Genomic DNA, 26,837 nt, shown 5'->3' on the forward strand with positions numbered 1-26,837 from the left:
ATTCATTATGAAGACACAAAGCAAGAGATCAATCAAGAATAGGCTAGTAGCTGGGTTTGTTTTACTGGTGATGGTACTCGTTGGATTGCCGATGACAGGTTGGGCAGAAACACAATCAGAATTGCCATTTCATGTGGTCCCCAATTTGCCGAAAAGCCAATTGCCAGATGGGAATAGTGGCTATTTTGATCTAGAACTAGCACCAGGGACCGATGATGTTCTGGGGGTGACGATTCAAAATCGCGCGGAAAAGGAAATCACGATCGAAGTTTCCGCACATACGGCGTTCACTAACGGAAATGGCGTCGTGGAATATGGCAAAGATGCCGCAGAACCTGATCCGACTTTGCCTTATTCGATAGCTGATCTAATCGAATCACCTGGAGAGATTATTTTGTCAGCTAAGGAAAAAAAGACGATCGAGTTACCCATACATATGCCTGAAGAAGCCTTTACTGGTAGTCTAGTCGGCGGTTTACGTATTCGAGAGGTCATCGAAGAAGCGACTGGATCAGAGGAAGAAGGTGTTGCGATCCAAAATCGGTTTGCTTATATCCTAGGCGTTGTTGTCCGCAATGAAGCGTCTATTATTGAACCAGAGCTTGCGTTATTGGATGTGTTTGCCGGTCAAGTCAATTATCGCAATGCGTTTCGGGCAACGCTACAAAATCCGTTGCCGCGTTTTGTCAATCGACTAGAGGTAGAGGCAACTGTTCGACGAGCGGATCAGGAAGAAGTCTTATATGAGGCGCAGCGTGAAGGGATGCAAATGGCGCCAAATTCACATTTTCATTTTCCCGTTTCATTACAGGGGGATCGTTTTTACAGCGGAGAATATGTAATGAGCTTAACAGCTCGAGCTGAAGGTGAGGAGTGGACATGGGAATATCCGTTTACTGTGGAAGCAGACACAGCACGACAGTTGAATCGTGAGGATGTCACCATTGAAGAGGGGCAAAACTGGTGGTTGATCAGCGCATTAGGACTAGTGATCTTCCTTATTGGAATAATCATTTGGCTGTTATGGAAGAACAAAAAGCCGACCATGGATACGTAAGAAGTAAAGGAGAGCATGGAATGAAAAAGCAAAACTTGAAATATTGGATTCGCTTGCTGCTTGTTTTTATGGGATTACGCTTGATGAGTGTCCCGCTCATCGTTGTTTTTGCTGAAACCGAGCCGCCATACCTCGCACAACCGCTAGCGGATGAGGGAGTTCTGGGGGAGTTTGCCACAGGAACATCTGAGCCTGAAGGGACGGTGCAGTTCAAAGAGCCTAAATTTGCTGGTACGGTAGGTCAACCACTTACGATCGATTTGGTCAGCGACCAAGCGGTGGCAGAAATCTTCCTAGAATTACCAGCAGAAGTCAAGCTGATGACTGATGTATTGGCACCCGGACAAACAGCAGCAAAACAAAGCGATCAATGCTGGCAGATCAAAGCAAGTCAAGCACGGCAGACATTTTCTGTTTTGATCGTTGCCGAACTTCCTGGAAGTTTTGTTATAGCCAGTGCAGGGAGCGAAGCGATCGTTGAAATAGCTGCTGCAGAGACAGACACTGAGGAAACACCGAAAGACTTGGAAAATGAGTCCTTAGAATCGCAAGAAACGGATAGTGATCCTGCTGAAAAAGTAGCAGACATTGAGCGTCCGCAGGAGGAGTCAGCGGTACAGGCGGCTAGTGAGATCGTATCAAGCGCCTTTGATGGTGGCACAGCTTACGTAACGACCATGGCGGAGTTTATTAGTGCTTTACAAGATCCAGCCGTATCCATTCTTTCCTTACAAGCGGACCTTGTCCAATCTACTTCCAGCATAATGACCATCGATCGTCCGATAATGATTCAAGGAAATGGTCATGCATTGACCCTCAATAACAATAGTGCTTATTTTCAATTATTAACCGTTAACGAAGAAACGATTTTTCGTATCGAAAATCTCACATACCAAAAAATAGGCAATACCGCTTTGATCCAGACCACCAATGCGTTGAGTAAAAACTGGGTCGTTGAACTAGAGGAAGTAGAAGAAGCCTCGGAGAATCGGTCACCTTTTATTTTAGCACGAGAAGCGAAGGTTCACTTTACTGGTGGGATCAATCGCTTCGAGGCAATGACGATGGCTTCCGATACCTTGTTCAATCTGAAAGAAGTGGAGGTCGGAAATCAAGCGCAAGTGATTATTAATAAGCCGAATATGTGGATTTTTTATACAGCACCAGATATTCAAGATCCTAGGTTGTTGATCGATGAGGGTGCGCAAGTGAGCATTACTACGCGACTAGGGGATGCGAATACAATCGATTTACGTGGCGATAATGGTCAAATGGAACTCAATCATGGTGCTCGTTTAACTATTCGCAGTCCAGGAACGACTGCTGCTCCGACCAATGGTAATAATAATGCCGTTATTCTGTCTGGGAGAAATCCTCGCTTTATCGCAGCAGAGAATTCAGTTTTTTCAATCGAGGTTACAGAAAGAAAACGCGGGCTTGTTCTGACTGGAGAGCAGCCAGAATTGACGATCCAATCTGGTGCAAACGTAACGATAAACACAATGAATGCGAGCGCCATCCTCTTAAATGGTTTCTTTCCTTCTGCTACGATCGCAGGAGATGAAACACAAGTACGGGTGAACAATGAGACGGCGGCAGATGCCAATGCGATCGAACTAGTAGGAGACAACAGCAATTTTTATCTTTTTGATGGTGGTACGCTCATTGTAGAAAGTCAGGGAGCAGCCACAGCAATGTCGGAGGAACAAAATATTGCACTATTTATGAAGGGGGCGGATCCAACAATGGTTGTGGGGGATGCTGCCTTATTGCAGATTGAAACGACACAAAGAAGGCGCGGCGTATTTCTGACTGGTGAGAATCCTAAGTTGACGATCCAGAACGGCTCAAAAGTACGCTTGACCGCCGAAAATGCGAATGCTTTACGGGTCAACGGAAAAAATGCCGACGTCACCATTAGTGGCGAAGAGACACATGTACGGATTTTCAGTGAGATTGCAGCGGCAGAAGGAGCAGCATCCTTTGTTTTATCGACACCGTCGAATGCGGCAGAAGCTGGGGCTCTTACTTTGAATGAATCAGCAGTCTTAGAGGTCGAAAGCATCACTGCTAGTGCGATCAATATCACTAGTCTGAACTTTACTTTTAAAGTTAAAAGCAATGGACAATTAATAGCTAGCAGCCATGAGGCTGACGGGGACCATGCAGTGATTCGATTTTTATACTTTGGTTTGGTGACCTTTCATGTAACGGATGGTGGAATAGTAAAAGTTCGTAAAATAGGGGGGAGCGCACCCTTGATCCGAATTCCTAGTGGAGGAAATTCTTTTGAGATCACAGAAGGCGGCATCGTTGACCTTTATAATCCGGGAAACGGCAACGCGCATGATGGGAATGTCGCTGGAGGAAATCAAGGAATTTTTTATGCGAGAGGCATCCATGATAACGGGACAGAGAATAATTTTTCAATCGTAGGTGTCGATAGTAAATTTATGTGTGTAGCAGATAGTGGTCCGGGGATTGACATGCATACCTACTTCAATTCAACGATCTACGTTGAACAAGGATATTTCCAAGTGGAAGGGCGGACAAGTTCCCCGAATGGTGGCGTGTTTCGTTCAGGTAAACTATCTGTCTTCTTGAACGATCCAGTCTTTTTTGATTTTCGTAATGAGCGGCTTGATGGAGGAAACATCTTTAGTGTTTCTAATCTTTCAACTTTAACAGCGACGAATAGTGACTTAGCTGTTTGGAAAAACGGGTCAAATCTCTTAGGAGATCCCGATCTAAATTTCCCAACCCTCGATTTTGCTTTTTCAGGAGCTGATTTTGGCACGTTAGGTTTGACGAATAAACCAGAGATATTGAATACGGAGACCTTTGGCAATCAGGGACTGACAGCGTACTCTCGCGTAAGTTCAAACAATGCGCGTTGGGCGATCGTCGATGAGTTACGGGTGCCGACGAATGCGGACAAAAAAATTCATGGGCGAGTCAGCTTGCCTGTTGGTTTTGATGGCACTCGCCCTGCTTGGGATGATGAAGCGAAAGTGACCGTTGAAATTGAAACAGCAGATGGTGAGAAGGAAGAAGTCACTGCGAAAACCGTCGGACATACAGAAGAAACACCGGGGATCAGTATCTATGGAGAAGAGCCGCAAGGAGGGATTTTTGAGATTCCTCTTGAGACTCCTTTGGAAGCAGGAACCATCGTCCGAGTCGTCGCTGTCGAATTAACCAGCGGCGAACTGACAGAAGGTGCCCAACATCAAATACGGACCGAGTCTGTGCAGGTTTTCCCTATTTTGCCGCCAACGCCCGCAGCTTTTGCTTCCTACGTACTTCTTGAAGAAACAACTGAGATCCATGGCCACACGGAAGACAAAGAGGTTGAGCTAAGTGCTGCACATAATGGTGCCTGGTTTGATACAGAGGCGGTGGTTATCGATGAAGATGGAACATTTACGATTGATGTAAGTGATCGGCAGTTAAAAGCGGGGGATGAGATCCAAGTCTTTCTGAGAGATTCTGCTGGTTCGGCAAAAGAAGCTGGAGTGATCAATCCGCCGACAACGAATGACGAACACGGCAATCAGAATCCAGCCTCAGAAGTTGTTTTTCGGGACGCTGTGTTTCCCGCTGCAACTACCCTGCGAATCGCCCAGACTGGACCACTGCCACCGGTTGATCCATTAGAACCGGATGTAGAAGTGAATCCAGAAAATCCGTCGGTCATTCCTGAGAACCAAGGGTTGCTCAGTCTTGATTTTGTTTCCCAGTTCCGATTTGGTCAGGTGCCGATCCGCAGTGCCAAAGGAACGTATCACGCACTGCCTCAGCATATGAATCTTGCCGAAGGGGCAACCGAAACTAAGGAACGTCCGAATTATGTGCAAATCACGGATCAGCGTAACGATGCAGAAGAGACGAGTTGGCGTTTATCGGCGACTCTTGATTCGCAGGGCTTCCAAAATGAAGACAATGAGCCCTTGATCGGTGCTCAAATCAGCTTAGCCAATCAACGGCTTATGACGACCTCAGCAAATTCCAATGCCAGTATGCCAGAGCTTTCCACGGTGAATGATAGGGTAACTTTGACGCCAGGTGAAGCGCAGCCTCTACTAACTGGCGACAGTCAGAGTACGGGAACATGGGTCTATCGTTTTGGTGATCAAGAGACGGCAGCCACCAGTGTCGCCTTGGAAGTGCCTGCTGGTGCAAATCCCAAGTTGGGATGGTACCGTGCAACGATTGAATGGTCGTTAAGTAGTGTGCCAGAGTGAAGAAAGAATACTAGTCGGCAATAAGAAACGAATGGAAAAGACGTGTGCGGCGTTCAAGTGCCGCACACGTCTTTTCACTTATAAAAGGTGCTTTTTTCGATGTTTCGCAACGCAAAATTATGGATGATTTTTGGGTTGATGATTTTCAAGAAATTGTTCCAATCATCTGCATCTGGGATCGATTTTATCAGGAGGCATTCAACATCTAAAATATACTCTTCCAAATACTCTGCGTAATTCGTCACGACTAGATCAATCTTGTTTCGTTCCACATAATCCAAAGAAAACTCACTGGAATCAGGAAATTGCAAAATATGATATCGACCAAAATATTTTACGGCAAAAGCATTGATGTGAAGACAAATATGCGCATCCCCCTCTAAAAGAAAAGCGATTCGGCGTGGATTGCCCCAGTATTTTTCTTTTAATCCTTCAAAGTATAAAGTGAAGCGGGCACTGATTGCTGGCAGAGCAGTTGCTTCAAAGAGAGGCTCTCTAAGAAGAAACCGTGTATTTTCCTCATACTCTTTAGGGTATTGCGTTTGTGCGTAACTGGAAATTTCTTCCATACTTAGATTATAGGTAGGGGAAATCAGCTGTTTTATTTTTTCTGTTATAAAGAAAGAATGGAGAAAAATAAACTCTCGGGACTGATCATGATCGGATATTTGCTGAAACTGGCAAAAATTGGCAGTCAGTTCTTTTAGCTCAGGCCAATGGTCAAAGCGGTTAACAAATGATATTTCCCTGAGATAGTTGTTTATCCCACGGTTACTTGCTAGTAGAGCGAAAAGGTAGACCAGCTCCTCTGACGGTAAAGACAAGGAAAAAGCCGTTTGGAGTCGTTGATTGAGGGGCTGGATTTCTTGGAAGAGCTCATCTGCCAAGACGATCTTTTTTAATTGATCGGAGACAATGACAGTTTCTCCTGCTTGAGTACGCTCAAGGACAATATACAACCAATAACTGATATACCAAAATGAAGCCGTATTATTGGTTTTGCCGCGTATATTTCGAAAAAAATCTAAGACGATGTTTTGCACAGCGATCGTTGGACGTACCGTATGAGGCGTAGCGTCTGACTCATAATAAAAGGTATGAAAAAATTTGCGAATATCCGCTTCTGATCCGATCAGACGGAAATTCTTGTGATCAACAGATAACTGAAAGGGCCTCAGGGCTTTTTCAAAAAGCGTTAAATAGCGTAAAAGGGAACTTTCAGAAAGATAAAAATAGTCTGCCCATTCGGAAACTGTCCGATATTCTCCCTTAAACAGATGCTCAAGAATAACGAATAATGGTTCATTCTGAAGGAGCGCTCGTTTTCGTTCAAGATATTCCTTCGGTAGTAATTCGTGAAGAGAATAGCCATTCGACGTGGATTCGATCATTAAAGTACTTCCAAAGTAGCTCCGTAGCCCCTCCATATCATAAATGATCGTGCGCCGCGAACTCTGGACAGCTTTTGATAACTCACGATTCGAAAGGGTCTTATGCCGTTCCAAGAGATTCAATAGTTTCAACCAACGAATGGTGGTAGTAGAAGTAATAAACGTCATCTGAAAATTTTTCATTCATAACACTCCCATATGGTCTGTTTGGTGGATCGTCTCTCACGTCTGATTATGGAATATGGATACTGGCAAGGCAAGGGAAAGGTTTTTAGTAGGTAACAAGTGTTTCTTGTACAGGAACACTTGTGCTACTCAGGGATGAAAAGCAAATAACCGAAAAGTCCAACGATTCGTCATAGACATCGTTGGACCTTTCGGCTTTTTCATCAAGCTGTTGCAAACTGGCTGTTATATAGTTGGGCGTAAAGGGAATCTTGTGCCAGCAATTGAGTATGGGAGCCTTTTTCGACGACGGAGCCGTCTTTCATCACTAGAATCAAGTCGGCATTTTTGATGGTAGAAAGACGATGGGCGATGATAAAACTGGTCCTTCCTTGGGTCAAACGATCCATTGCCGTTTGGATCATTTGTTCCGTCCGAGTGTCGACACTGGAGGTGGCTTCATCAAGGATCAGGATCGTTGGGTCCGCTAAAATCGCCCGGGCGATCGTCAATAATTGTTGTTGTCCTTGAGACAGTTCGCTTTCGGAGCCAATGACGGTATCGTAACCGTTGGGCAGGGTCCGCACGAAGTGGTCGCATTGGGCGGCTTTGGCTGCAGCCAAGATGTCTTCCCGAGTGGCATCGGGATTGCCATATGCGATATTTTCAGCAATGGTTCCTTGGAACAGCCATGTATCCTGCAGCACCATACCGAATTTTTTCCGGACTGCCGGTGCCGAAAAGGACATCATGTCTTGATCGTCCAGCAAAATCTTTCCACCGTTCAAAGGATAAAAGCGCATCAAAAGATTGATCATGGTGGTTTTTCCAGCGCCTGTTGGTCCGACGATCGCAACCGTTTGTTTTGGTTTGACGGAAAATTCGACGTTTTCCATCAGGAGTTTTTCCTTGTTGTAGCCGAAGGAGACGTGTTGGAAATCGATTTTTCCTTTGATGGTTTGCGGTACCGGCAGTTGCTGGGTCGCTGTTTCTTCTTCAGGATAATCAAGGATCTCAAAAATTCGTTCGAGAGATGCTAAGGCACTTTGCAAGGTATTCATAATATAAGAAGCTTGCGTGATCGGTTCAGACACTTGGTTGATGTATTGCAGATAGGCTTGTACAAGACCAATGGATAATTGCCCTTGCAACACCATCAGACCACCAACGACGGCACTTAAGATAAAGCCGATTTGATTGATAAAGCGCACGAAAGGATTGATAGCTGCACTGACGAACTGTGCTTTCCGAAAGGCTTTAAATTGGGCTTCGCTCAATTCCGCCATTTCCGCTTCAACGGCAATTTGCTGGTTGTAGGATTTGATCAGCGGATTTGCGGTATAAAACTCTTCCGCACGACTGCTGACTGCACCTAATGTTTCTTGGTTTTTGGTAAAGTAGCTCAAGTTTTTTCGTGCGAGAACGGTGGTCACAAAAGCACTCAAAAGCAAAATCAGGACCACACCGATCGTCAGTAATGGGCTGAGATAAAGCATGGCGATCAAGCCGAAGGTAATGCTGATGGTTGCGGTGATCAGCTGCATCAAACCGACTTGTAAGACTTCGGATACTTTATCTAAATCGAGAATCACTCGGCTTAAAATATCGCCGGTATGATGTTTGTCGTAAAAACTGATAGGCAGGCGATTGAATTTGTCACTGATTTGTTTGCGTAAAGTCAAGGTCAGGGTTTCACTGACACTGGCCATCGTATACTCTTGCAGCAAGGAAAAGAGACTGATCAAAAGCCATGTTCCCGCTAAAAGGACGACTGGACCTAAAATACTTTGCCAAAAATCATTGATCTGCCAGCCTTCTTGTTGAAACAAGGCGATCAGATTATCCAGTCCACGTCCCAAGATCAAAGGGGCGATGGACATCAGTAAGGAAAAGAACAAGGCAGAGACGATGATCAGCAGAAAGCGGGCTTTTTGTTCCATTAGTAATCGAAGTAGGCGCCGGCTTGTATGTTTCATGTTTTTTGGTGTATCCATTGTTTGTTTACTCATCCTTCATTCCTCCCATTCCTTGAGATGAGGCAAACTCTTGATAAGTTTGGCAAGTGCGTAATAATTCTTCGTGGGTTCCACTACCGACCATTTTGCCGTTATCCAAGACAATGATTTGATCGGCATTTTTGACGGTCGATACCCGTTGAGCCACGATAATGACGGCGGCATCTTTCGTGTATTCTTTCAATGCACGCCGCAAGTTGGCGTCTGTTTGATAATCCAAAGCAGAAAAGCTGTCGTCAAAGAAGTAGATTTCTGCGGGCTTTGTCAGCGCTCGGGCAATACTCAATCGTTGCTTTTGACCGCCAGAGAAATTGCTGCCTTTTTGAGCAACTGGACTTTCATAACCTTCAGGTAAGCCTTCGATAAATGACTTGGCTTGGGCAACTTCAGCGGCTTTTGCCATCACCTCATGGGTTGCCGGACGATTGCCGAAACGCAGGGTTTCTTGAATCGTGCCGCTAAGCAAGAGCGCTTTTTGCGGTACATAACTAATTTGGTCCCGTAATTCGGCTTGAGAGATCTCTTTGATGTTGCGGCCAAAAAGCGTAATCGAACCAGCAGTCACATCTTTGAAACGCAGCAAGGCTTTGGCAATGGTGCTTTTTCCAGAGCCGGTTCCGCCAACGATCGCTGTCGTTTTGCCTCGGTGGATCTCGAAGCTGATATCTTCTAAGACAGGTTCTTCGGCGCCTTCATACGTAAATTGCACGTGATTGAAAGCGGCGATCGTTTCTGACAAGGCGGATTTGTTTAAGGTTTGGTCACCGTCAATCAAATCAATTGGTTCTTCTAAGACTTCTTCGATTCGTTGTAAGGAAGTCAAGCCTTTAGGCACCATCACGATCACCATCGCTGCCATGGTCAAAAACCAAAGGCTCAAAATCGTGTATTCGATAATGGCAGTAATACTACCAATAGCTAGATGGCCCTGAAGACTTTGATAGCCGCCGTAGACTAGGATGGTCGAAATCGAGAGTCCCATTACTAAGTTGACGGTCGGATTCAAGACAGCAAAGAGGCGATTGACTTTAATCATGGTTTTCGCATATTCGGATAAGGTTTGATCTGTCCGTTCTTTTTCGTAATCCGCTTTGTCAAATGCCCGAATCACCCGAGCGCCAGTAAAGGTTTCTCGTAAGATCCGCATCATGTTATCGACTAGTTTTTGCGTGATTTGTGATAATGGGATCGCTTTGCGAATCACCCCATAAGCGATCATTGAAAAACATAGGATCGCTACGATTGGGACCCAAATCATCCGTAAAGAGACGGTGCCGGTTAGAAAAATCGAAGCTGCGACGATCATTGGGGCTGGCAAAATCATTTGCAGCGCCATCATCAAAATTTGTTGGATGTTGTTGATGTCGCTGGTGGTACGTGCCAGCAAAGTGGGTGTACCATAGCCATCAACAGCGGATACAGAGAGTTCTTGTGTTTTTTTGAAAAAGCGCATCCGCAAAAAATGCCCGAATTTTCCTGAAAGGTGGGCAGATAAATAACTACCGCCTACCGAGACGATCACGGTGCCGATGGCAATGGCAAACATCCACCAGCCATTGTGCCAAATGGCCGTCGTGTCGACTTTTAAGATCCCTTCATCAATGATTTTTGCCAAAAAATACGGCAACAAGAGTGTGCCGAAGGATTGGACTAGCATCAAAAGAAATAAACTGAAAAAGAAGCGTCGTTCTTCTTTATAAAATAACTGTAATTGTTTCATGATTTCCCTCCAAAAATGTCGTTCTATGGTAGAATAAACTGTAACGTTACGTTACAGTCAAGCAAGGAGTGAAATTTTTTTGAAAAAACAATTGACCATCAGTGAGATGTCCGCTTATGCTGGCGTGAGTCGGCGCACATTGATTTATTATGATCAAATCGATTTGTTCAAACCGCAATCGATTGGTGAAAACAGCTATCGCTATTACGGCTTTGAACAATGCCTTGAGTTAGACGTGATTTTGATGTTGCGTTCTTTAGACATGCCCTTGCAAGACATTCGCCAATTTTTGAAAAACCGCAACCCGGAATACACGCAAAAGGAACTTGTGGAACGGCGAGGACAAGTCCGTGACAAAATCGCTGCGCTACAAGAATTGGAACGAACCTTCGATCGCTACATCCAGCGCTATGAAAAAGTACAGAAAGCCGATTTTGAGACCTTTACGATAGCGCAGCACGAAGCAGAGGCGTTTATCGTTTCCGAAGAGATCGCTGGCGATGATCCAGAATCTGCTTATCAAGTGTACGCCCGTTTTTATCCGCTAGTGGATTATAAAGATGCCTTCAGTGGCTATCCCATCGGCTTTTTAAGTGCAGGAACGACGTTGGAGGATCAGACTTTTCACGCATCGCCTTATCGGGCATTGATCTTGATTCCCCAAGATCGGCTACATCTCTATCCGGAAAAGCTGATCATCACACGTCCCGCTGGTACGTATGTTTCTGGATTTGTCAGTGAGGGAGAAGAACAAATTGCCGCTTTTACCCACCGCATCCAAGCCTTTCTAAAAGAGAAGCAGTTGAAAATCGATGGCGATGTTTGGGAATTGTTATGGCAAGATGAAGTCTTTACCACACAAAAAGAATTGCAGATATTTGAAGTGATGGTTCCAGTGAAGCCCGAGTAATGGACGAGGCACGCGTATCTGTAAGAAACGAAAACTAAGATACGCAATAGCAATGATGGTTGCCGCTGGCTTTTCATATAGAAGCAAAGGAGATGACTAAGCCAGATCCCTTCCATACAAAAAGCCCTATGAAGCGTTGAAATTCCCATTTTGCTTTTTTCTCGTTATACTTGAAAGAACAGATGAGAAAAAAGGGGAAATTTTAATGAAAAAAGAAACAGGAATACGCTCGCTTTATGCGTTGATTGGTGTCGCCATTTTAGGATTCGGGGCGGCATTGCTGCGGGTTGGCGGAGTAGGGCTAGACCCATACACAGCAGCCAATATCGGTGTCGGCGAGCTGCTAGGGTTATCCCTTGGGGTCTATCAATTGATGATCAATATCGCTGTCCTAGTATTGATTTTTATCTTTGGCCGTCGCCATATCGGCATCGGGACGGTCATCAATATGGTGCTGACAGGATTTTTCATCGACTTTTATACCAACGTTTTTGATTGGTTATCCGTCGGTCCAAATAACTGGTGGCAGCAAGGCTTGTTCTTGTTGATCGGGATCATCTTCTTTACCTTCGGTGCTTCGTTTTATATGTCAGCGAATTTGGGTAGCGCCCCCTACGACGCGATCGCCCCAACCATCGTCGATCAGACGAAAGCCAACTATCGAGTGGTGCGGGTGATTCAAGACGTTGCCTTTGCCTTGATTGGGCTCTTCACAGGCGGGCCAATCGGGATCGGAACCTTCATCAGTGCCTTTTTAGTGGGCCCACTGATCAAATTCTGGGACAATCGTGTCTCTGAGCCATTCATCGAAAGCAGTGTCAAAAAAGCGATTTTTAAATAAAAAAAGGTCTGCAGCAAAGAGAAGTCGAAGCGATTTAGTCGCCCACTTCACTCAGCTGCAGTTTTTTTGCCATTTGCTCAAGGAATTCTTGCATAATTGCTTCTCAGTCGCTAGAATAAAAAAGCCGAGGAGGGGTAGTATGCAATTACCAACACCATTTATTGAAAAATACCAACGGTTGCTAGGAGAAGAAGCACCAGCTTTTTTTACCGCTTTAACCGATAATCAGCCAGTCAAAGGCTTTCGCTTGAATGTTGCTAAGCCGCACGCACAAGCGATGCTGGCAAAATATGGACCAGCTGCTGTACCCGCCCCCTATGCAGAAGCGGCTTATATTGGCGAAGTCAAAGGCCGTTCGTTGCTCCATCAAGCTGGCTATGTCTACAGCCAAGAACCTAGTGCGATGATCGTGGCAACGATCGCAGCCGCTCAACCAGGGGAGCGGGTCTTAGATTTATGTGCGGCACCGGGAGGCAAAACAACGCAGCTGGCAAGCCAATTACAAGGAAAAGGGCTGCTTGTAGCAAATGAGATTTTCCCGAAGCGTGCCAAAATCCTATCAGAAAATGTGGAGCGTTGGGGCTTTCCGAATGTAGTCGTCACCAATCAGGCTCCACAAGAATTGAGCCGCCATTTTCCTCAGTTTTTTGACAAGATCGTGGTGGACGCCCCATGTTCTGGTGAAGGGATGTTTCGTAAAGATCCCGTCGCCTTAGAAGAATGGCAGGCAGAAACACCTGATCAGTGTGCGATCAGGCAAAAAGACATTTTGGCACAAGCCGTTGCGATGCTAAAACCGGGGGGCCAGCTGATCTATTCCACCTGTACCTTTGCCCCTGAAGAAAACGAAGCGATGATGGCTTGGTTAATGGAGGAGTATCCCTTCACAATCGAAGCGATCGACTTGGCCAATGTATCTCATGGGCGCAGCGAGTGGGGAGAGGCACCAGGGATTGAGAAAACCATCCGCTTATGGCCGCATTTAAACCAAGGAGAAGGTCATTTCGCTGCGAAATTGACCTCCCAAGCAGAAGCAGCGCCAGTGAAAAAGAAGAAAAAAGGCAAAGGAGCGACAGCCAAGAGCCCATTGGATGCAACGACTCAAAAGTTGTGGCAAGCCTTTCGCAAGGAGTTTCCTTTTTTACAGGCACTGAATGCGACACCTCAGCTGCTAGGAGAAAACCTCTGGCTCGTTCCTGAAGAAATGCCTTCTTTAAAAGGGATCAAGTTTATGCGCCCAGGTTTGCATGTCGGCGTCGTTAAGAAGAATAGGATCGAACCTAGTTATGCGTTGGCATTGGCGATCCATGCAGAAGAAGGGGCACCGACAGTGCCGATCACTTTGCCGCAATGGCAGCAGTATGTGGCAGGTGAAACCATGAGCGTGCCAGGAAATGCTGGATGGGTGATTTTGACAGTCGATGAGATCCCCGTCGGTTTTGGAAAACAAGTCCAAGGAACTGTGAAAAACTTCTTTCCAAAAGGATTAAGATTCAAAGCGATTTAAACGAAATAGTGTTTTTATTTCAGTCCTCGTGCTATGATGGAAGTAGCAAAATAAGGGAGCTGATCGATATGAAAACATCATCAAAAGTAACGATTGGATTAAGCATTGCAGCGATCGCTGGGATCACTACTGCCGTCGTTGTATCAGACAAAGTATTCAATAAAGTACGCTTCGCTTGCAACCGACACAAAGTAAAGAAATTTGTCGATGACAAATTCAACGGCAATGAAAAATTGTTGGATGTCGTAGACGGCTTGTCTGACAATGAATTGGATTCGTTGTTAGGTGTGATGAAAAAAGTCAATGAGGGCCGCAACAAAATCTCTGTTTACGGAGACAACATCAAAGATTCGACAGAACATGTCAAAGACAAGTTGACGAGCTTTGTTGATTCCGTCTTTTAAGCCAATCATTCCATTTGAAACTCGCAGGGACATCGGTCTTTGCGAGTTTTTCTCGTCTTTCTAAGCGTTTTTCGTTATACTAACAAGGAAATGCACGAAATGGTGCGAGGTAGAGGAGTGAAAGTGAAGTCGTGGAAAAAACAAGTACCTTGACTGCCGAGGAAAAAGCGTTCTTTATGGAAGAAGCAATCAAAGAAGCCCGAAAAGCAGAAGGTGTGGCAGAAGTACCGATCGGTGCTGTCGTCGTCTTGGATGGCAAAATCATTGGTCGTGGGCACAATCTACGAGAAACGCAGCAACAAGCCGCAGCGCATGCGGAGATGTTTGCGATCGAGGAAGCCTGTCGCACTGTCGGAAGTTGGCGCTTAGAACAAGCGCAGCTGTTTGTGACCTTGGAACCATGCCCGATGTGCAGTGGGGCGATGTTATTGGCACGGGTGGAAGAAGTGTATTTTGGTGCCTACGATCCCAAAGGCGGCACTGCTGGTACATTGATGAATTTATTGGAAGATGAGCGCTTCAACCATTGGTCCTATGTGGAAGGCGGCATTTTAGAAGAAGCATGCGGCCAGCTGCTAACAGATTTTTTCCGAGCATTACGAGAAAAGAAAAAACAAAAAAAGGCTGGCAATCTCTAACGAAATACGTTATACTAAGTTTTGCCGAAAGGCTAGGACAATGGAGGTCTTGTGAAGCGTGTCAGATCCGGAAGGAAGCAGCACTAAGCAGGATTCTCCATGTGTCTGATTGAAAAACTGCTTGTTTTGAAGAAAGCAGTAGTACTAATTGAATCGATGATCATTCAAACCTGAGACAGACTGTCTTAGGTTTTTTTATTGTCTGAAAGTCTTTGTGACACCAAGGGCTGTTCTAATTGTATTCTGCTTTAAATCTAGGCAATCGATAGCAGCTCTCAGAGGGGTAAGTTGTATTTTTGATACAAAGGCTTTATTCCTGTTTAGAACCTTACTCTGATAACTTTTCCGTTGGCGATTTTTGTACTCTCAAAGAATCAGTAGTTCTGACGAACTGAAACATGGAATACCTGCTCTCGATATTCGATAGAATCGTCGTTTCAAGAACTCTTTATTTTCGCTTCAACAAATTGCCGCCGTCGTGTTATCGGTTGCAATTCCCCCAAATAACCAGAAAAAATCACTTTCCTTTTTACAGTCAGAAAAGTGATTTTTTCTTTTGAACAACTGTCACTGTAACTGTTTCTTTTTTACAAAAAGTCACCATTCTTTTCCAAGCATTCCAATGGTTTCCCAGAGATTTTATGCTATGCTTATTTTGTAGAGAATTCCGTCGTCTTTCTACTGGCAACCCTTGATGCCAAGAGAAACGGATAGTGATTTCAGGCGACGTATTTGAAAAGAGGCGCACAATGGAAAAAATTACGATTATCCATACCAACGATCTGCATTCCCACCTAGAACATTGGCCGAAGATGCGGCGTTATTTGGATCAAAGAAAACGAGAAGCGGATACGACCGAAGAGACAGTGATCGCGGTCGACTTAGGCGACTTTGTCGATCGCTGGCATCCTTTGACAGAAGCAACTGACGGCAAGGCGAATGTCGACTTGATGAATCAAGGGCATTATGATGCGGTGACGATTGGGAACAATGAGGGAGTCGGAAATCCCAAAGAGGTCTTGCAGCATCTGTATGACCAAGCAGCATTTCCGGTCATTTTAGGCAACTTATTTGATAAAAAGGATTTGCGTCCGCCAAAGTGGGCACAAGAATACAAAATCATGGAAAGCAATCAAGGAGCCAAAATCGGCTTGATCGCTTTTACGGCACCGTTTCCGCTAACATATGCCCCCAACGGTTGGGACATTCGCGAACCCTTGGAGATTTTGCCTTCATTGGTGCAGCATTTGCGCCCCGAGGTCGATCTGCTGGTCTTGATGAGCCATCTAGGCATCAATGCTGACCGCCAGATTGCGAGGGACTTTCCAGAGTTAGATGTTATATTAGGTTCCCACACGCACCATTTGTTTGAAAAGGGCGAAGTCATCAATGGGGTTCAAATTGGCGCAGCTGGCAAGTTTGGTTTTAACATTGGCGAAGTCGAAGTGGTCTTAGATGATCACCACCGCCCGATCAAGCATCGCGCACGTGTGATTCCGACGGATTCGTTGGTGGCTTTTCCGCAAGATGAGGACGAGATCTCCGAATATCTATCGATCGGCCATCGCTTGCTGCGGGCAAATCAGGTGGCAGAAATTCCAGCAGCGTTTACGAGGGATTGGCAAAGTGAACATTCCTTGGTTCGGGAGGCTCTTTTGGCATTATGTGCCAAAGGACAGACGGATACCGCCATCTTAAATACGGGGCTATTTTTAGATGATTTACCACAAGGACGGGTCGATCAAGATCAGCTGCACACGATTTTGCCCCATCCGATGCATTTGATTCGAGTGACGCTGCAAGGCGCGGATGTCATTCGATTGGTCTTAGAGATGGAAAAAAATCGCAACTTTTTGCGCAATTTCCCAATTATGGGGATGGGCTTTCGAGGGAAGATTTTTGGCGAACTGGTTTATGAAGGCATTCGCTTTGATGAAAAAAACCACCAAGTTTTGTGGAAGCAAGAACCAGTTGATGTCTCTCAAAGCTACACGTTGACTCTTGTGGATCACTACTTGTTTATTCCGTTTTTCCCGACGATCGAGATTGCTGGAACTGTTGAGTTTCTTTTTCCAGACTTTATTCGGACGGTGGTCGGTGATTACTTGAGTCAGAAATACCCTATTCAGTAGTTGGTACTCCTCCAGTGGTTTTTTTAGGAAAACCGCGACTATCATTGAGGAATAAAACAAGGTATAATAAACAGCAGGTGGTGAAAAAATGACCGAAAAACAAACGATCACAGATGAAATGACATCTGTACTAGAAGAAATTATTGAAGAACCAGAGAAACAACCGCAAAAAGGCGAGTTGGTGACTTTGTTGAATGATGAAGAATTAATGATTGGCAATCGACAATACAAATTGGTCATGGATTATCGTGAAGGCTTCGATCCTGAAAAACTTGGTGAGCGTTACAGTGAAGTTTTGGCACGCTATGATTATATCGTAGGTGATTGGGGTTATGAACAGCTACGCTTGAAAGGCTTCTTTGAAAAGGATAACCGCAAAGCATTACCCGATCAGCGCATTGACATGCTGGAAGACTATTTGTATGAGTATTGCAACTTCGGTTGTGCCTATTTCGTGATCCAGAGGGTTGGCGGCAAGAAAGAAAAAAGTACCTCCCGAAGACGTAAGAAAAAGCCAGCTCAAACGAATCAAAATCAAACTACACAACAAAACGCACATATAGAAGAAAAGCGTGAAGCAATTCCGCAGAAGAAAAGCAAACCAACGATTAAAAATCGTAAACCAAAAGAAAAAAACGTCAAAAAAACCGAAACAACTACGGTGAAAAAAGGCAAAAAAGAGTTTACGATTCGACAAAGGGAAGAATAAGATGAAATATAAAGGTTATTTGATTGATCTAGACGGCACGATTTATTTAGGAAAAGAGCCGATTCCTGCTGGGAAACGCTTCGTAGAATCCTTACAAGAAAAAGGACTGCCTTATTTATTTGTGACCAACAATACGACCCGCAGTCCCGAAGTCGTGGCACAGCGATTGGCGGATGAATTTTCGATTCACGTGGCACCAGAAACGATCTATACCGCAAGCTTGGCAACGATCGATTTTATGAAAGACCATGGCAAAAGCCGCAAAGTGTTTGTGATCGGCGAAGCGGGGTTGATCGATTTGATCTTAGCTGCTGGGTTTGAGTGGGAAGAAACCAATCCGGATTATGTCGTGGTTGGTTTAGACAACCACGTGACGTATGAAAAATTTGTTTTAGCAACGTTAGCGATCCAAAAAGGAGCTACCTTTATCGGGACCAATCCAGACAAAAATATCCCGACGGAAAGAGGCTTGTTGCCAGGTGCGGGTTCACTGATTGCAATGGTGGAGACTGCCACCCAAATGCAACCGATTTTTATTGGCAAACCAGAAGCCATCATTATGGAAAAAGCGGTGGCACACATCGGCTTATCAAAAGAAGAGGTCTTGATGGTGGGGGACAATTATGAAACGGATATCCGTTCGGGGATCCAAAACGGGATCGATTCTTTGCTCGTATTATCTGGATTTACCCCGAAAGCGGCAGTTCCGACATTACCAGTAGCACCAACCTATGTGGTTGATTCTTTAGATGAGTGGGATTTTGAACAATGAAAAAACAAGTGTGGCTTGAACGCTTAGGATTTGTCTGCTTGTTTTTGTTTTTGGTCAGTCTAGCGATCACCCTAACGATCAATTTTCGACCGTTATATTGGTTTGATGTCGATCACTTAAATCTGCTGGATTATACCTCGCTAACAAGAGAAGAGTTGTTGAAGAACTATGGCTTATTGCTAGATTTTCTAAACAATCCCTTTGCAAGTACGCTCGCCTTGCCCGATTTTCCAATGTCTGAAGCTGGCGCTGGGCATTTTTACGATGTGAAGCAGTTGTTTCTATTAAATTATGCCGTGATGATCGTCACGGTGCTGCCCAGTATCTGGTTCGTCAATCGGTTACGGCAAAAACAACAGCAATGGCGCTTGATTCGTCCCTCTCAATGGGGGATGATTTTGCCGCTGATTTTCGGGTTTTTGATGGCAGTCGGCTTTGATCGCTTTTTCGTTACGTTCCATGAGATTTTCTTCAGTAACGACGATTGGCTATTTAATCCAGCCACCGATCCGATCATCAACGTATTGCCAGAAACGTTTTTCATGCATTGCTTTATTCTCTTTTTTGTCTTGATTGAAGTCTTCTTTTTTGCTTTCTATTGGTGGGGCAAACGAGGCTTGAAAAAAACAGCGTAATGAAAAAAGACCAACGATCCACTTCCTTTGAAGAAGGCGGATCGTTGGTCTTTTTTTATTGCGTGATGTAATGAGATTTACTTGGGTGTTGATGGGCTAAGCGACTTGCGGCAGAAGCGGCAATGGCACCTACGATATCATCTAAAAAGGTGTGAACGCGGGGACCGTCGTGCTTATTCAGTTCTTTCAAAATGCCCGGTTTGACTTTATCAATGTATCCGTAGTTAGTAAAACCGATGGAGCCGTACACATTGACGATGGATAGTGCGAGGATCTCATCGATCCCATAAAGCCCTTCGTCTTCTTTGACGATTTCTTGCAGTGGATGCAGCAGTTGATTTTCTTCTGCCAAAATATCCAATTGGACACCCGTCAAAATCGTGTTGTGGACTTCCCGCTTGCTTAAGACAGCGTTGACGCTTTCGATACACATCTCCAACGTGATGCCTTCAATGTAATCTTTTTGCAAGAACATCACCAATTCGCCGATGTCTTGCAGTGAGACACCGCGGTCGGCCAACAATTCTCTTGCTTTGTCTTCAAGTGTTTTGCTTTCTAATACCATATAGTTCCCCTCCATGTAAAAATAGTTTATTCAAAAGTCAACGTGCGACTGATGGATTGCAATCATAAGTAGTGCCTTATTCCAGTTGCAACCAATGCCATTTGGGTTTTAGTCCCTTCTGACATCCATTGAAGCACAGGTGTTTGCTAGTTCTGCTTGGGCTGCCACTGCCCAAGGATGGGGGACCACCAAGTCACCAGCAAAAAGCCAGTCCATATAATACCCAGCGGCGGCTTCCAAGGAATCATCGAGGCGGTCTAATAAGCCGATTAAGAAAGGCGCTTGATCTTTGCGATCCCATTTGATTTTGTCGGCTAAAAAAACGAGTAGATCGAGACGACGATAATGGGTCTTTAAGGTGGTATGACAGCTGATGGCGGACAGAATGTCTGGATCAGACACCTGAAAAACCGTTTTTGCCAACAAAGCGGATTGCTGCTGATGCAGCAAAAAAGGTGCTTGCCTCTTCGCGTCTAAGATCGGTTCGCCTACCGCTATTTGCAAGGAAATTCGTTGTTCATTAGGGATGACGACGCTGACATCGTGCAGCAGTCCTGCCAAGTAAGCTTTATCCGCATTGACTTGAAACCGTTCTGCCAATCCTTTGGCTTCTTGGGCAACGGCCAGATTGTGGACCGCCGTTTCGGCATGATCGAAGGCTTCCAGATACTGAACCATTTGCTCGGTGATGGTCTCCCCCTGTAAAGGGTGGTTATAGGCGGCAAGTTGACGTTGACCAGCTTGTTTCATCTCAGCTACTCCTTAAAAAGACTTGTACTATGGGCAGGTTGTGTCCGCGTTTTGGGATCAATGTAGTGGAGCGCATTGTTCACCGCAGTTGGGGCTTCCCCGAAACCAGTAGCGATCAGGTCGACTTTTCCATCGTATAAAACGACATCCCCACAGCCATAGATCCCAGGAACAGACGTGCTCATATCTGAAGAGACGAAGACTCCTTGGCGGCTGCTTTTCATGCCCCAATCCTTGATGTTCAATGTGGAAGAAAAACCGTAATTGACGATTAAAGCATCCAATGAAAGGCTGACCGTTTCATCACCTTTGACTTGCTGCAACGAGACACCAGTCAAACGTTGCTCTCCTTGAATCTCTTGGATCACATAGGGAGTCAAAATGTTGACGGCAGAAGCTTGCAATTTGCTGACGCTATGTTCATGAGCACGAAATTCAGGACGGCGATGGATCAAGTAGACTTCACTAGCGATCGGCTCCAGCATCAATGCCCAATCGATGGCAGAATCGCCGCCACCGGCGATCGCTACTTTGCGTCCGGCATACTTCATCAAATCGGTGACAAAATAGTCTAAGCCGTATCCTTCAAACCGCTCGCTTTCTGGCAAAGTCAGTTTGCGTGGCTGGAAGGAGCCGTTTCCTAAAGCCAAAATCACGGCTTTCGAGTAATGGATTCCTTTGTCGGTGGTGACTTCGATATAGTCTTCTTGTTTTTCGACCGACAAGACGGTTTCTTCTAAACAATATTGGTGATTGAAGGTCGTCAACTGTTTTTCCAGGTTTTGGACAAGATCGCCCGCTTTGATTTTCGGATAACCTGGGATATCGTAGATGTATTTTTCTGGGTATAAAGTAGCAAGCTGACCGCCTAATTGCGGCAAGCTGTCGATGATCTTGGTTTTGGCGTTACGCATACCGGCATAGAAAGCAGAAAACATCCCGCTAGGTCCCGCGCCGATAATCGTTATATCAAAAATATCCATGTTATTCCTCTTTTCTAACCACGTTGGGGTGAAGCGTGTTCGTAGTGTACGAATAGCTTCATTATAGCAAAAATTATCCAAACTAGCATTTTTTCAATTTTCTGCTATCATGGATTTATGAGAGAGAAGGAGGAGTTAATGTGTCTGAATTTCCACAGTTAGCATTAGAAAAACAAACTGGCCATAAAGCAGTCATCAAAACCAATCGTGGGGATGTAGTTGTACAATTGTTCCCAGAATTGGCACCAAAAACAGTGAAGAACTTCGTTGAATTAGCGAAAAAAGGGTATTACGATGGGATCATCTTCCACCGTGTCATTCCTGATTTTATGATTCAAGGCGGCGATCCAACTGGTACAGGGATGGGCGGCGAAAGTATCTATGGCGGCAGCTTTGAAGATGAATTTTCAAAAGAGTTGTTCAATCTTCGTGGCGCTTTATCCATGGCAAACGCTGGTCCGAATACTAACGGCAGTCAGTTTTTCATCGTAAACAACCAAAATGTTCCTAGCAACATGTTAGGTCAATTAGAAGGTGCTGGTTATCCAGCTGAAATCATCGAAGCCTATCAAGCAGGTGGTACTCCTTGGTTAGATTTCCGTCACACAGTCTTCGGTCATGTGATCGAAGGAATGTCAGTTGTTGATGAAATTGCTGGCGTGCAACGGGGACCACAAGATCGCCCAGTGCATGATGTAGTGATCGAAACGATCGAAATCAGCGAATAAAACAAAAGAACCCAAAGCAGTTTCAACGGTCATCCTCAGGAGACCGTTGAAATGGCAGCTTTAGGGTTCTTTTTTTACACGTAAGCGTTAATCGATCGGTTGGTCTTTAAACGCGGCGGCGATTTGATTGAGTGCTTTTTCTAATAGCTCTTTAGGGCAGGCAAAGTTTAGCCGCATATGGTGACTCCCGTGGGGACCAAAGATACTTCCTTGATTCAACACGACGCTGGCTTCTTTGATCAGTTTTCTTTGTAGCTGATTGTCCGTTAGGCCATAGGCAGAAAAATCTAGCCAGATCAAGTAAGTACCTTCAGGCTTTTGAAACGACACGGTTGGCAGTTGGTCAGTCAAAAAGTCACAGACAAAGGTGCGATTTGCCTCTAAGTAGGACAATAGTTCTTCTAACCATTCTTCAGATTCACGATACGCTGCTTCAGTAGCGATCAATCCAAACGTATTGATCTCCCCTTGAACGTTACGCTCCTGTGTTTTTGCAAATTGGCTGCGCAAGGTTTTATCTTTGATGAATACCATCGAATTTTTGATCCCAGCTAAATTAAAGGTCTTGGTTGCTGAAGTCAAGATGATTGAAAAATCGGCAAAGTTTGGCTCAACTGTTTGGAAAGAAACAAAGTGATTTGGCGCAAAAACGATGTCTTGATGAATCTCATCACTGACAACGATCACTTGATGTTTTTGACAAATACGGCCGATCGCCAGTAGTTCTTCTTTGGACCATACCCGGCCACCAGGATTATGCGGATTACATAGAAGAAACAATTTTACTTTCTTTTCGATGATGGTTTGTTCCATCGCCTCAAAATCGATGACGAAGTGGCCATCTTTTTCCAGTAACGGTTCTTGAATTAAGGTACGCTGATTATTTTTGACAACCTGGGCAAAGGGATGGTAGACCGGATCGTGGATCAGTACGGCATCTCCTTCTTGGGTGTAACTTTGGATCGCCAGGGCAATACTAGGGACGACACCGCTATTAAAAAGAATCGCTTTTTTATTGATGGTATAACCGTGACGTCTTTGCTGCCAATCAATGATGGAATCAAGTAGCGAATCAGGAACGATGGAATAGCCATAGATCCCTTGGGCAACTGCTTTTTCTAACGCTTTTTTCACAGGTTCTGGTGCCAGAAAATCCATATCCGCTACCCAAAGTGGCAGCAGGTTTTCTTCCTTGTAGGTTTTTGCAATGCTGTCCCATTTGACGCTATTGGTGTTTAAGCGGGGATGGACTTTGTCAAAATTGATCATGCGTTTCCCTCCTATTATTGTGCAACGTTGTTTCTGATGCTTCAAATCTACCACTAGTTCAAGTATAATGAAAGTGGAAAAGAGAGGAAAGACTATGAATTATCAAATCGGGAACATTATAGAAGGAACAGTCACTGGGATTCAACCCTATGGTGCATTTGTTTCGTTAGATAAAGAAACGCAAGGCTTGATCCATGTTTCAGAGATCCAATCCGGGTTTACCAAAAATATCCATGATGTCTTACAGATCGGGCAAAAGATCCGTGTACAAATCATTGATATTGACGAATACAGCCAAAAGATCAGTTTGTCCCGCCGTACATTGGAATCAAGTTTTGTTCAGCCACCCTTTAAGCGTAAACGCTACTTTACAAATAAGAATAAGCGGATCGGTTTCCGTACGATTGGAGAAGCTTTACCAGTGTGGGTGAAAGAAGCCAAAGAAATGTTAGAAAAAGAAAACAGCAACAGATAATCGTGCATATTTTCTGAAAATGTGCTAAAATTAGTTTACAAACAGATGAATAACTGAGGTGGGTATTTTGGGATCCAAAAAAGTAGCGGGTACAGTTATGATGCACTTAGCAAATGGTTCGAAACGATTTTTGATGCAAATACACGAAGGCACTGCGGAATTAGCGTCAACGGATTTTTCTGAAGATAAAACCGGCTTGGCTACGATCTTACAATTGTTTAAAGACCGTATCCACCTTGATGTGACAGCGATCGAACTCGTTGAACTCACAAATGGCAACATTGATACGCAAAACATTCCTTTATTTGTTTTTGAAACACAAGAAGCAGGACAAACGCAACAGCTGCCAGAAGGGTATGCGTGGGAAGAGCCCAATATCTTTCGTAAGATCATCGAAGACTATAAGATTGAAGGCGTTCCGTTCTTTTAGCAACTGTATACTAGTGAAAAGACTGAAGACCGTTATGACGGTCTTTTTTTATTGAAAACTTTTTGTAAATAAAATGAAATATTTCCTTGACCTGAGTCAAGAAGAATGGTAAATTAGTCAACGTTGGCAATTGAGTCAGCGGGTCAAAAATGCTTTTGAAAAAACTTCAAAAAAAGACTTGACCAAAAATGAAACAGATGATATTATAACGAAGTCGCAATTTTAAAACAGTTAATCGATGTTGATACATCAACAAAATTAATTAAAAAAAGTTGTTGACAAATAACAAATCATTTGTTATTCTAATGAAGTCGCTGAGACAGCCGCTGCGAAGTTGAAAAACAACGAGCGAAAAAAACTTTTAAAAAAGAGTTGACAATCAACTGTCACTCTGATATGATATAAAAGTTGCTAACACAGCACGGTAGACCTTTGAAAACTGAACAAAGCAAGCAAACGAACCAATGTGTAGGATGTTTCAATTTATTGAAACAAATACATGCAAGCAATAGCTAGCAAAGTTAATTTTTATGAGCTTAATGACCGTATGGTCATTCAAACAAATCATTATGAGAGTTTGATCCTGGCTCAGGACGAACGCTGGCGGCGTGCCTAATACATGCAAGTCGAACGCTTTTTCTTTCACCGGAGCTTGCTCCACCGAAAGAAAAAGAGTGGCGAACGGGTGAGTAACACGTGGGTAACCTGCCCATCAGAAGGGGATAACACTTGGAAACAGGTGCTAATACCGTATAACACTATTTTCCGCATGGAAGAAAGTTGAAAGGCGCTTTTGCGTCACTGATGGATGGACCCGCGGTGCATTAGCTAGTTGGTGAGGTAACGGCTCACCAAGGCAACGATGCATAGCCGACCTGAGAGGGTGATCGGCCACACTGGGACTGAGACACGGCCCAGACTCCTACGGGAGGCAGCAGTAGGGAATCTTCGGCAATGGACGAAAGTCTGACCGAGCAACGCCGCGTGAGTGAAGAAGGTTTTCGGATCGTAAAACTCTGTTGTTAGAGAAGAACAAGGATGAGAGTAGAACGTTCATCCCTTGACGGTATCTAACCAGAAAGCCACGGCTAACTACGTGCCAGCAGCCGCGGTAATACGTAGGTGGCAAGCGTTGTCCGGATTTATTGGGCGTAAAGCGAGCGCAGGCGGTTTCTTAAGTCTGATGTGAAAGCCCCCGGCTCAACCGGGGAGGGTCATTGGAAACTGGGAGACTTGAGTGCAGAAGAGGAGAGTGGAATTCCATGTGTAGCGGTGAAATGCGTAGATATATGGAGGAACACCAGTGGCGAAGGCGGCTCTCTGGTCTGTAACTGACGCTGAGGCTCGAAAGCGTGGGGAGCGAACAGGATTAGATACCCTGGTAGTCCACGCCGTAAACGATGAGTGCTAAGTGTTGGAGGGTTTCCGCCCTTCAGTGCTGCAGCAAACGCATTAAGCACTCCGCCTGGGGAGTACGACCGCAAGGTTGAAACTCAAAGGAATTGACGGGGGCCCGCACAAGCGGTGGAGCATGTGGTTTAATTCGAAGCAACGCGAAGAACCTTACCAGGTCTTGACATCCTTTGACCACTCTAGAGATAGAGCTTCCCCTTCGGGGGCAAAGTGACAGGTGGTGCATGGTTGTCGTCAGCTCGTGTCGTGAGATGTTGGGTTAAGTCCCGCAACGAGCGCAACCCTTATTGTTAGTTGCCATCATTTAGTTGGGCACTCTAGCGAGACTGCCGGTGACAAACCGGAGGAAGGTGGGGATGACGTCAAATCATCATGCCCCTTATGACCTGGGCTACACACGTGCTACAATGGGAAGTACAACGAGTTGCGAAGTCGCGAGGCTAAGCTAATCTCTTAAAGCTTCTCTCAGTTCGGATTGTAGGCTGCAACTCGCCTACATGAAGCCGGAATCGCTAGTAATCGCGGATCAGCACGCCGCGGTGAATACGTTCCCGGGCCTTGTACACACCGCCCGTCACACCACGAGAGTTTGTAACACCCGAAGTCGGTGAGGTAACCTTTTTGGAGCCAGCCGCCTAAGGTGGGATAGATGATTGGGGTGAAGTCGTAACAAGGTAGCCGTATCGGAAGGTGCGGCTGGATCACCTCCTTTCTAAGGAATATTTCGGAAGACTACACATCGTTTGCCTTTGTTCAGTTTTGAGAGGTTTACTCTCAAACAAAATTTGTTCATTGAAAACTGGATATCGAAGAAATAATCAAAACAAGTAACACACACCGAGTTGAAATGTTAAAAGAGTTTTTTAATAAGTTCAACGCTTATTTTCTTGAGCAACCTTCTATCGCTAGAAGAAGTACTCAAAACCGACCGTAAGGTCAAAGGTTAAGTGAATAAGGGCGCACGGTGGATGCCTTGGCACTAGGAGCCGATGAAGGACGGGACTAACACCGATATGCTTTGGGGAGCTGTAAGTAAGCTATGATCCAGAGATTTCCGAATGGGGGAACCCAGCATCTTTTATAG

Annotated in this window: 21 protein-coding genes, 2 rRNA genes and 1 other RNA gene (1 of these 24 running past the window's edge); 17 read left to right on the forward strand and 7 right to left on the reverse strand. The window is 44.9% G+C overall.

Annotation, left to right across the window (positions count from 1 at the left end; genetic code table 11):
* Positions 1–7: 7 nt before the first annotated feature.
* Both IGK63_RS03005 and IGK63_RS03010 read left to right on the forward strand, forming a co-directional pair.
* Positions 8–1,057, forward strand: coding sequence for a WxL protein host-binding domain-containing protein (locus tag IGK63_RS03005; protein ID WP_016611259.1), 1,050 nt, complete (start codon positions 8–10; stop codon positions 1,055–1,057).
* A 20-nt stretch (positions 1,058–1,077) separates the two neighbouring features.
* On the forward strand, positions 1,078–5,301 hold the full coding sequence (locus tag IGK63_RS03010; RefSeq protein ID WP_429972431.1) for a WxL domain-containing protein: 4,224 nt from the start codon (positions 1,078–1,080) through the stop codon (positions 5,299–5,301).
* Between the two features lie 74 nt (positions 5,302–5,375).
* On the opposite strand, the gene IGK63_RS03015 is transcribed toward IGK63_RS03010, so the two are convergent.
* The 3 genes from IGK63_RS03015 to IGK63_RS03025 all read right to left on the reverse strand — a co-directional run bounded on the left by IGK63_RS03015 (position 5,376) and on the right by IGK63_RS03025 (position 10,592).
* The gene (locus tag IGK63_RS03015) at positions 5,376–6,875 is read right to left on the reverse strand and encodes a helix-turn-helix domain-containing protein (RefSeq protein ID WP_008378048.1); all 1,500 of its coding nucleotides are present in this window, start codon (positions 6,873–6,875) and stop codon (positions 5,376–5,378) included.
* 206 nt (positions 6,876–7,081) lie between these two features.
* On the reverse strand, positions 7,082–8,866 hold the full coding sequence (locus IGK63_RS03020) for an ABC transporter ATP-binding protein (RefSeq protein ID WP_005231996.1): 1,785 nt from the start codon (positions 8,864–8,866) through the stop codon (positions 7,082–7,084).
* The gene (locus tag IGK63_RS03025; RefSeq protein WP_016611257.1) at positions 8,859–10,592 is read right to left on the reverse strand and encodes an ABC transporter ATP-binding protein; all 1,734 of its coding nucleotides are present in this window, start codon (positions 10,590–10,592) and stop codon (positions 8,859–8,861) included. The genes IGK63_RS03020 and IGK63_RS03025 overlap by 8 nt, the downstream gene beginning before the upstream one ends.
* Before the next feature lie 106 nt (positions 10,593–10,698).
* Here IGK63_RS03025 and IGK63_RS03030 point away from each other — a divergent pair, with 106 nt between their 5' ends.
* From IGK63_RS03030 to IGK63_RS03075, 10 genes are all read left to right on the forward strand, one after another.
* Positions 10,699–11,502, forward strand: coding sequence for a MerR family transcriptional regulator (locus IGK63_RS03030; RefSeq protein ID WP_016611256.1), 804 nt, complete (start codon positions 10,699–10,701; stop codon positions 11,500–11,502).
* A 205-nt stretch (positions 11,503–11,707) separates the two neighbouring features.
* A complete protein-coding gene (locus IGK63_RS03035; RefSeq protein ID WP_008378064.1) occupies positions 11,708–12,343 on the forward strand; it encodes a YczE/YyaS/YitT family protein in 636 nt (211 codons plus the stop codon).
* A gap of 139 nt (positions 12,344–12,482) precedes the next feature.
* Entirely contained in the window at positions 12,483–13,850 is a 1,368-nt protein-coding gene (locus tag IGK63_RS03040; protein ID WP_034871865.1) for an RsmB/NOP family class I SAM-dependent RNA methyltransferase, read from the forward strand.
* Between the two features lie 68 nt (positions 13,851–13,918).
* Complete coding sequence (locus tag IGK63_RS03045) at positions 13,919–14,254, forward strand: hypothetical protein (protein WP_005227636.1); 336 nt, start codon at positions 13,919–13,921, stop codon at positions 14,252–14,254.
* 131 nt (positions 14,255–14,385) lie between these two features.
* Complete coding sequence (tadA, locus tag IGK63_RS03050) at positions 14,386–14,892, forward strand: tRNA adenosine(34) deaminase TadA (protein WP_005231990.1); 507 nt, start codon at positions 14,386–14,388, stop codon at positions 14,890–14,892.
* Between the two features lie 29 nt (positions 14,893–14,921).
* Positions 14,922–15,008, forward strand: an RNA gene (gene ffs, locus IGK63_RS03055) — signal recognition particle sRNA small type.
* Positions 15,009–15,641: 633 nt separating this feature from the next.
* A complete protein-coding gene (locus tag IGK63_RS03060; RefSeq protein ID WP_016611253.1) occupies positions 15,642–17,024 on the forward strand; it encodes a bifunctional metallophosphatase/5'-nucleotidase in 1,383 nt (460 codons plus the stop codon).
* Between the two features lie 88 nt (positions 17,025–17,112).
* Positions 17,113–17,733, forward strand: a complete 621-nt coding sequence (locus IGK63_RS03065) for a YutD family protein (RefSeq protein WP_016611252.1) — start codon at positions 17,113–17,115, stop codon at positions 17,731–17,733.
* Position 17,734: 1 nt separating this feature from the next.
* On the forward strand, positions 17,735–18,505 hold the full coding sequence (locus tag IGK63_RS03070; protein WP_016611251.1) for a TIGR01457 family HAD-type hydrolase: 771 nt from the start codon (positions 17,735–17,737) through the stop codon (positions 18,503–18,505).
* Positions 18,502–19,140 (forward strand): TIGR01906 family membrane protein, encoded by a 639-nt coding sequence (locus IGK63_RS03075; RefSeq protein WP_016611250.1) that lies wholly within the window; start codon positions 18,502–18,504, stop codon positions 19,138–19,140. Before IGK63_RS03070 ends, IGK63_RS03075 begins: the two co-directional genes overlap by 4 nt.
* A gap of 55 nt (positions 19,141–19,195) precedes the next feature.
* On the opposite strand, the gene IGK63_RS03080 is transcribed toward IGK63_RS03075, so the two are convergent.
* From IGK63_RS03080 to IGK63_RS03090, 3 genes are all read right to left on the reverse strand, one after another.
* Complete coding sequence (locus IGK63_RS03080) at positions 19,196–19,705, reverse strand: phosphatidylglycerophosphatase A family protein (protein ID WP_005227653.1); 510 nt, start codon at positions 19,703–19,705, stop codon at positions 19,196–19,198.
* Positions 19,706–19,813: 108 nt separating this feature from the next.
* On the reverse strand, positions 19,814–20,455 hold the full coding sequence (gene yqeK / locus IGK63_RS03085) for a bis(5'-nucleosyl)-tetraphosphatase (symmetrical) YqeK (RefSeq protein ID WP_016611249.1): 642 nt from the start codon (positions 20,453–20,455) through the stop codon (positions 19,814–19,816).
* A 5-nt stretch (positions 20,456–20,460) separates the two neighbouring features.
* Complete coding sequence (locus IGK63_RS03090) at positions 20,461–21,438, reverse strand: NAD(P)/FAD-dependent oxidoreductase (RefSeq protein ID WP_010748839.1); 978 nt, start codon at positions 21,436–21,438, stop codon at positions 20,461–20,463.
* 140 nt (positions 21,439–21,578) lie between these two features.
* Between IGK63_RS03090 and IGK63_RS03095 the strand changes: the two genes are divergently transcribed.
* Positions 21,579–22,166, forward strand: a complete 588-nt coding sequence (locus IGK63_RS03095; RefSeq protein WP_005227659.1) for a peptidylprolyl isomerase — start codon at positions 21,579–21,581, stop codon at positions 22,164–22,166.
* 87 nt (positions 22,167–22,253) lie between these two features.
* On the opposite strand, the gene IGK63_RS03100 is transcribed toward IGK63_RS03095, so the two are convergent.
* On the reverse strand, positions 22,254–23,435 hold the full coding sequence (locus tag IGK63_RS03100; RefSeq protein WP_034871862.1) for a MalY/PatB family protein: 1,182 nt from the start codon (positions 23,433–23,435) through the stop codon (positions 22,254–22,256).
* 94 nt (positions 23,436–23,529) lie between these two features.
* On the opposite strand from IGK63_RS03100, the gene IGK63_RS03105 reads away from it, so the two are divergent.
* From IGK63_RS03105 to IGK63_RS03120, 4 genes are all read left to right on the forward strand, one after another.
* Positions 23,530–23,910: a CvfD/Ygs/GSP13 family RNA-binding post-transcriptional regulator gene (locus IGK63_RS03105; RefSeq protein ID WP_034871860.1), complete on the forward strand. Its 381-nt coding sequence runs from the start codon at positions 23,530–23,532 to the stop codon at positions 23,908–23,910.
* Positions 23,911–23,977: 67 nt separating this feature from the next.
* A complete protein-coding gene (locus tag IGK63_RS03110; RefSeq protein ID WP_034871858.1) occupies positions 23,978–24,340 on the forward strand; it encodes a hypothetical protein in 363 nt (120 codons plus the stop codon).
* A 565-nt stretch (positions 24,341–24,905) separates the two neighbouring features.
* Positions 24,906–26,465, forward strand: a 16S ribosomal RNA gene (locus tag IGK63_RS03115).
* Between the two features lie 229 nt (positions 26,466–26,694).
* Positions 26,695–26,837 (forward strand): 23S ribosomal RNA (locus IGK63_RS03120) (it continues 2,772 nt past the right edge of the window).
* The 16S and 23S rRNA genes sit together here, the layout of an rRNA operon.

It is taken from the genome of Enterococcus sp. AZ040, from assembly GCF_050499185.1.
Lineage (GTDB): Bacteria > Bacillota > Bacilli > Lactobacillales > Enterococcaceae > Enterococcus_D > Enterococcus_D entomosocium.

What these genes read in the sequence shown, in the direction of transcription:
- IGK63_RS03005 (WP_016611259.1), top strand. Translation starts at nt 8, where the DNA reads ATGAAGACACAAAGCAAGAGATCAATCAAGAATAGGCTAGTAGCTGGG.
- IGK63_RS03010 (WP_429972431.1), top strand. Translation starts at nt 1,078, where the DNA reads ATGAAAAAGCAAAACTTGAAATATTGGATTCGCTTGCTGCTTGTTTTT.
- IGK63_RS03015 (WP_008378048.1), bottom strand. Translation starts at nt 6,875, where the DNA reads ATGAAAAATTTTCAGATGACGTTTATTACTTCTACTACCACCATTCGT.
- IGK63_RS03020 (WP_005231996.1), bottom strand. Translation starts at nt 8,866, where the DNA reads ATGAGTAAACAAACAATGGATACACCAAAAAACATGAAACATACAAGC.
- IGK63_RS03025 (WP_016611257.1), bottom strand. Translation starts at nt 10,592, where the DNA reads ATGAAACAATTACAGTTATTTTATAAAGAAGAACGACGCTTCTTTTTC.
- IGK63_RS03030 (WP_016611256.1), top strand. Translation starts at nt 10,699, where the DNA reads ATGTCCGCTTATGCTGGCGTGAGTCGGCGCACATTGATTTATTATGAT.
- IGK63_RS03035 (WP_008378064.1), top strand. Translation starts at nt 11,708, where the DNA reads ATGAAAAAAGAAACAGGAATACGCTCGCTTTATGCGTTGATTGGTGTC.
- IGK63_RS03040 (WP_034871865.1), top strand. Translation starts at nt 12,483, where the DNA reads ATGCAATTACCAACACCATTTATTGAAAAATACCAACGGTTGCTAGGA.
- IGK63_RS03045 (WP_005227636.1), top strand. Translation starts at nt 13,919, where the DNA reads ATGAAAACATCATCAAAAGTAACGATTGGATTAAGCATTGCAGCGATC.
- IGK63_RS03060 (WP_016611253.1), top strand. Translation starts at nt 15,642, where the DNA reads ATGGAAAAAATTACGATTATCCATACCAACGATCTGCATTCCCACCTA.
- IGK63_RS03065 (WP_016611252.1), top strand. Translation starts at nt 17,113, where the DNA reads ATGACCGAAAAACAAACGATCACAGATGAAATGACATCTGTACTAGAA.
- IGK63_RS03070 (WP_016611251.1), top strand. Translation starts at nt 17,735, where the DNA reads ATGAAATATAAAGGTTATTTGATTGATCTAGACGGCACGATTTATTTA.
- IGK63_RS03075 (WP_016611250.1), top strand. Translation starts at nt 18,502, where the DNA reads ATGAAAAAACAAGTGTGGCTTGAACGCTTAGGATTTGTCTGCTTGTTT.
- IGK63_RS03080 (WP_005227653.1), bottom strand. Translation starts at nt 19,705, where the DNA reads ATGGTATTAGAAAGCAAAACACTTGAAGACAAAGCAAGAGAATTGTTG.
- yqeK (WP_016611249.1), bottom strand. Translation starts at nt 20,455, where the DNA reads ATGAAACAAGCTGGTCAACGTCAACTTGCCGCCTATAACCACCCTTTA.
- IGK63_RS03090 (WP_010748839.1), bottom strand. Translation starts at nt 21,438, where the DNA reads ATGGATATTTTTGATATAACGATTATCGGCGCGGGACCTAGCGGGATG.
- IGK63_RS03100 (WP_034871862.1), bottom strand. Translation starts at nt 23,435, where the DNA reads ATGATCAATTTTGACAAAGTCCATCCCCGCTTAAACACCAATAGCGTC.
- IGK63_RS03105 (WP_034871860.1), top strand. Translation starts at nt 23,530, where the DNA reads ATGAATTATCAAATCGGGAACATTATAGAAGGAACAGTCACTGGGATT.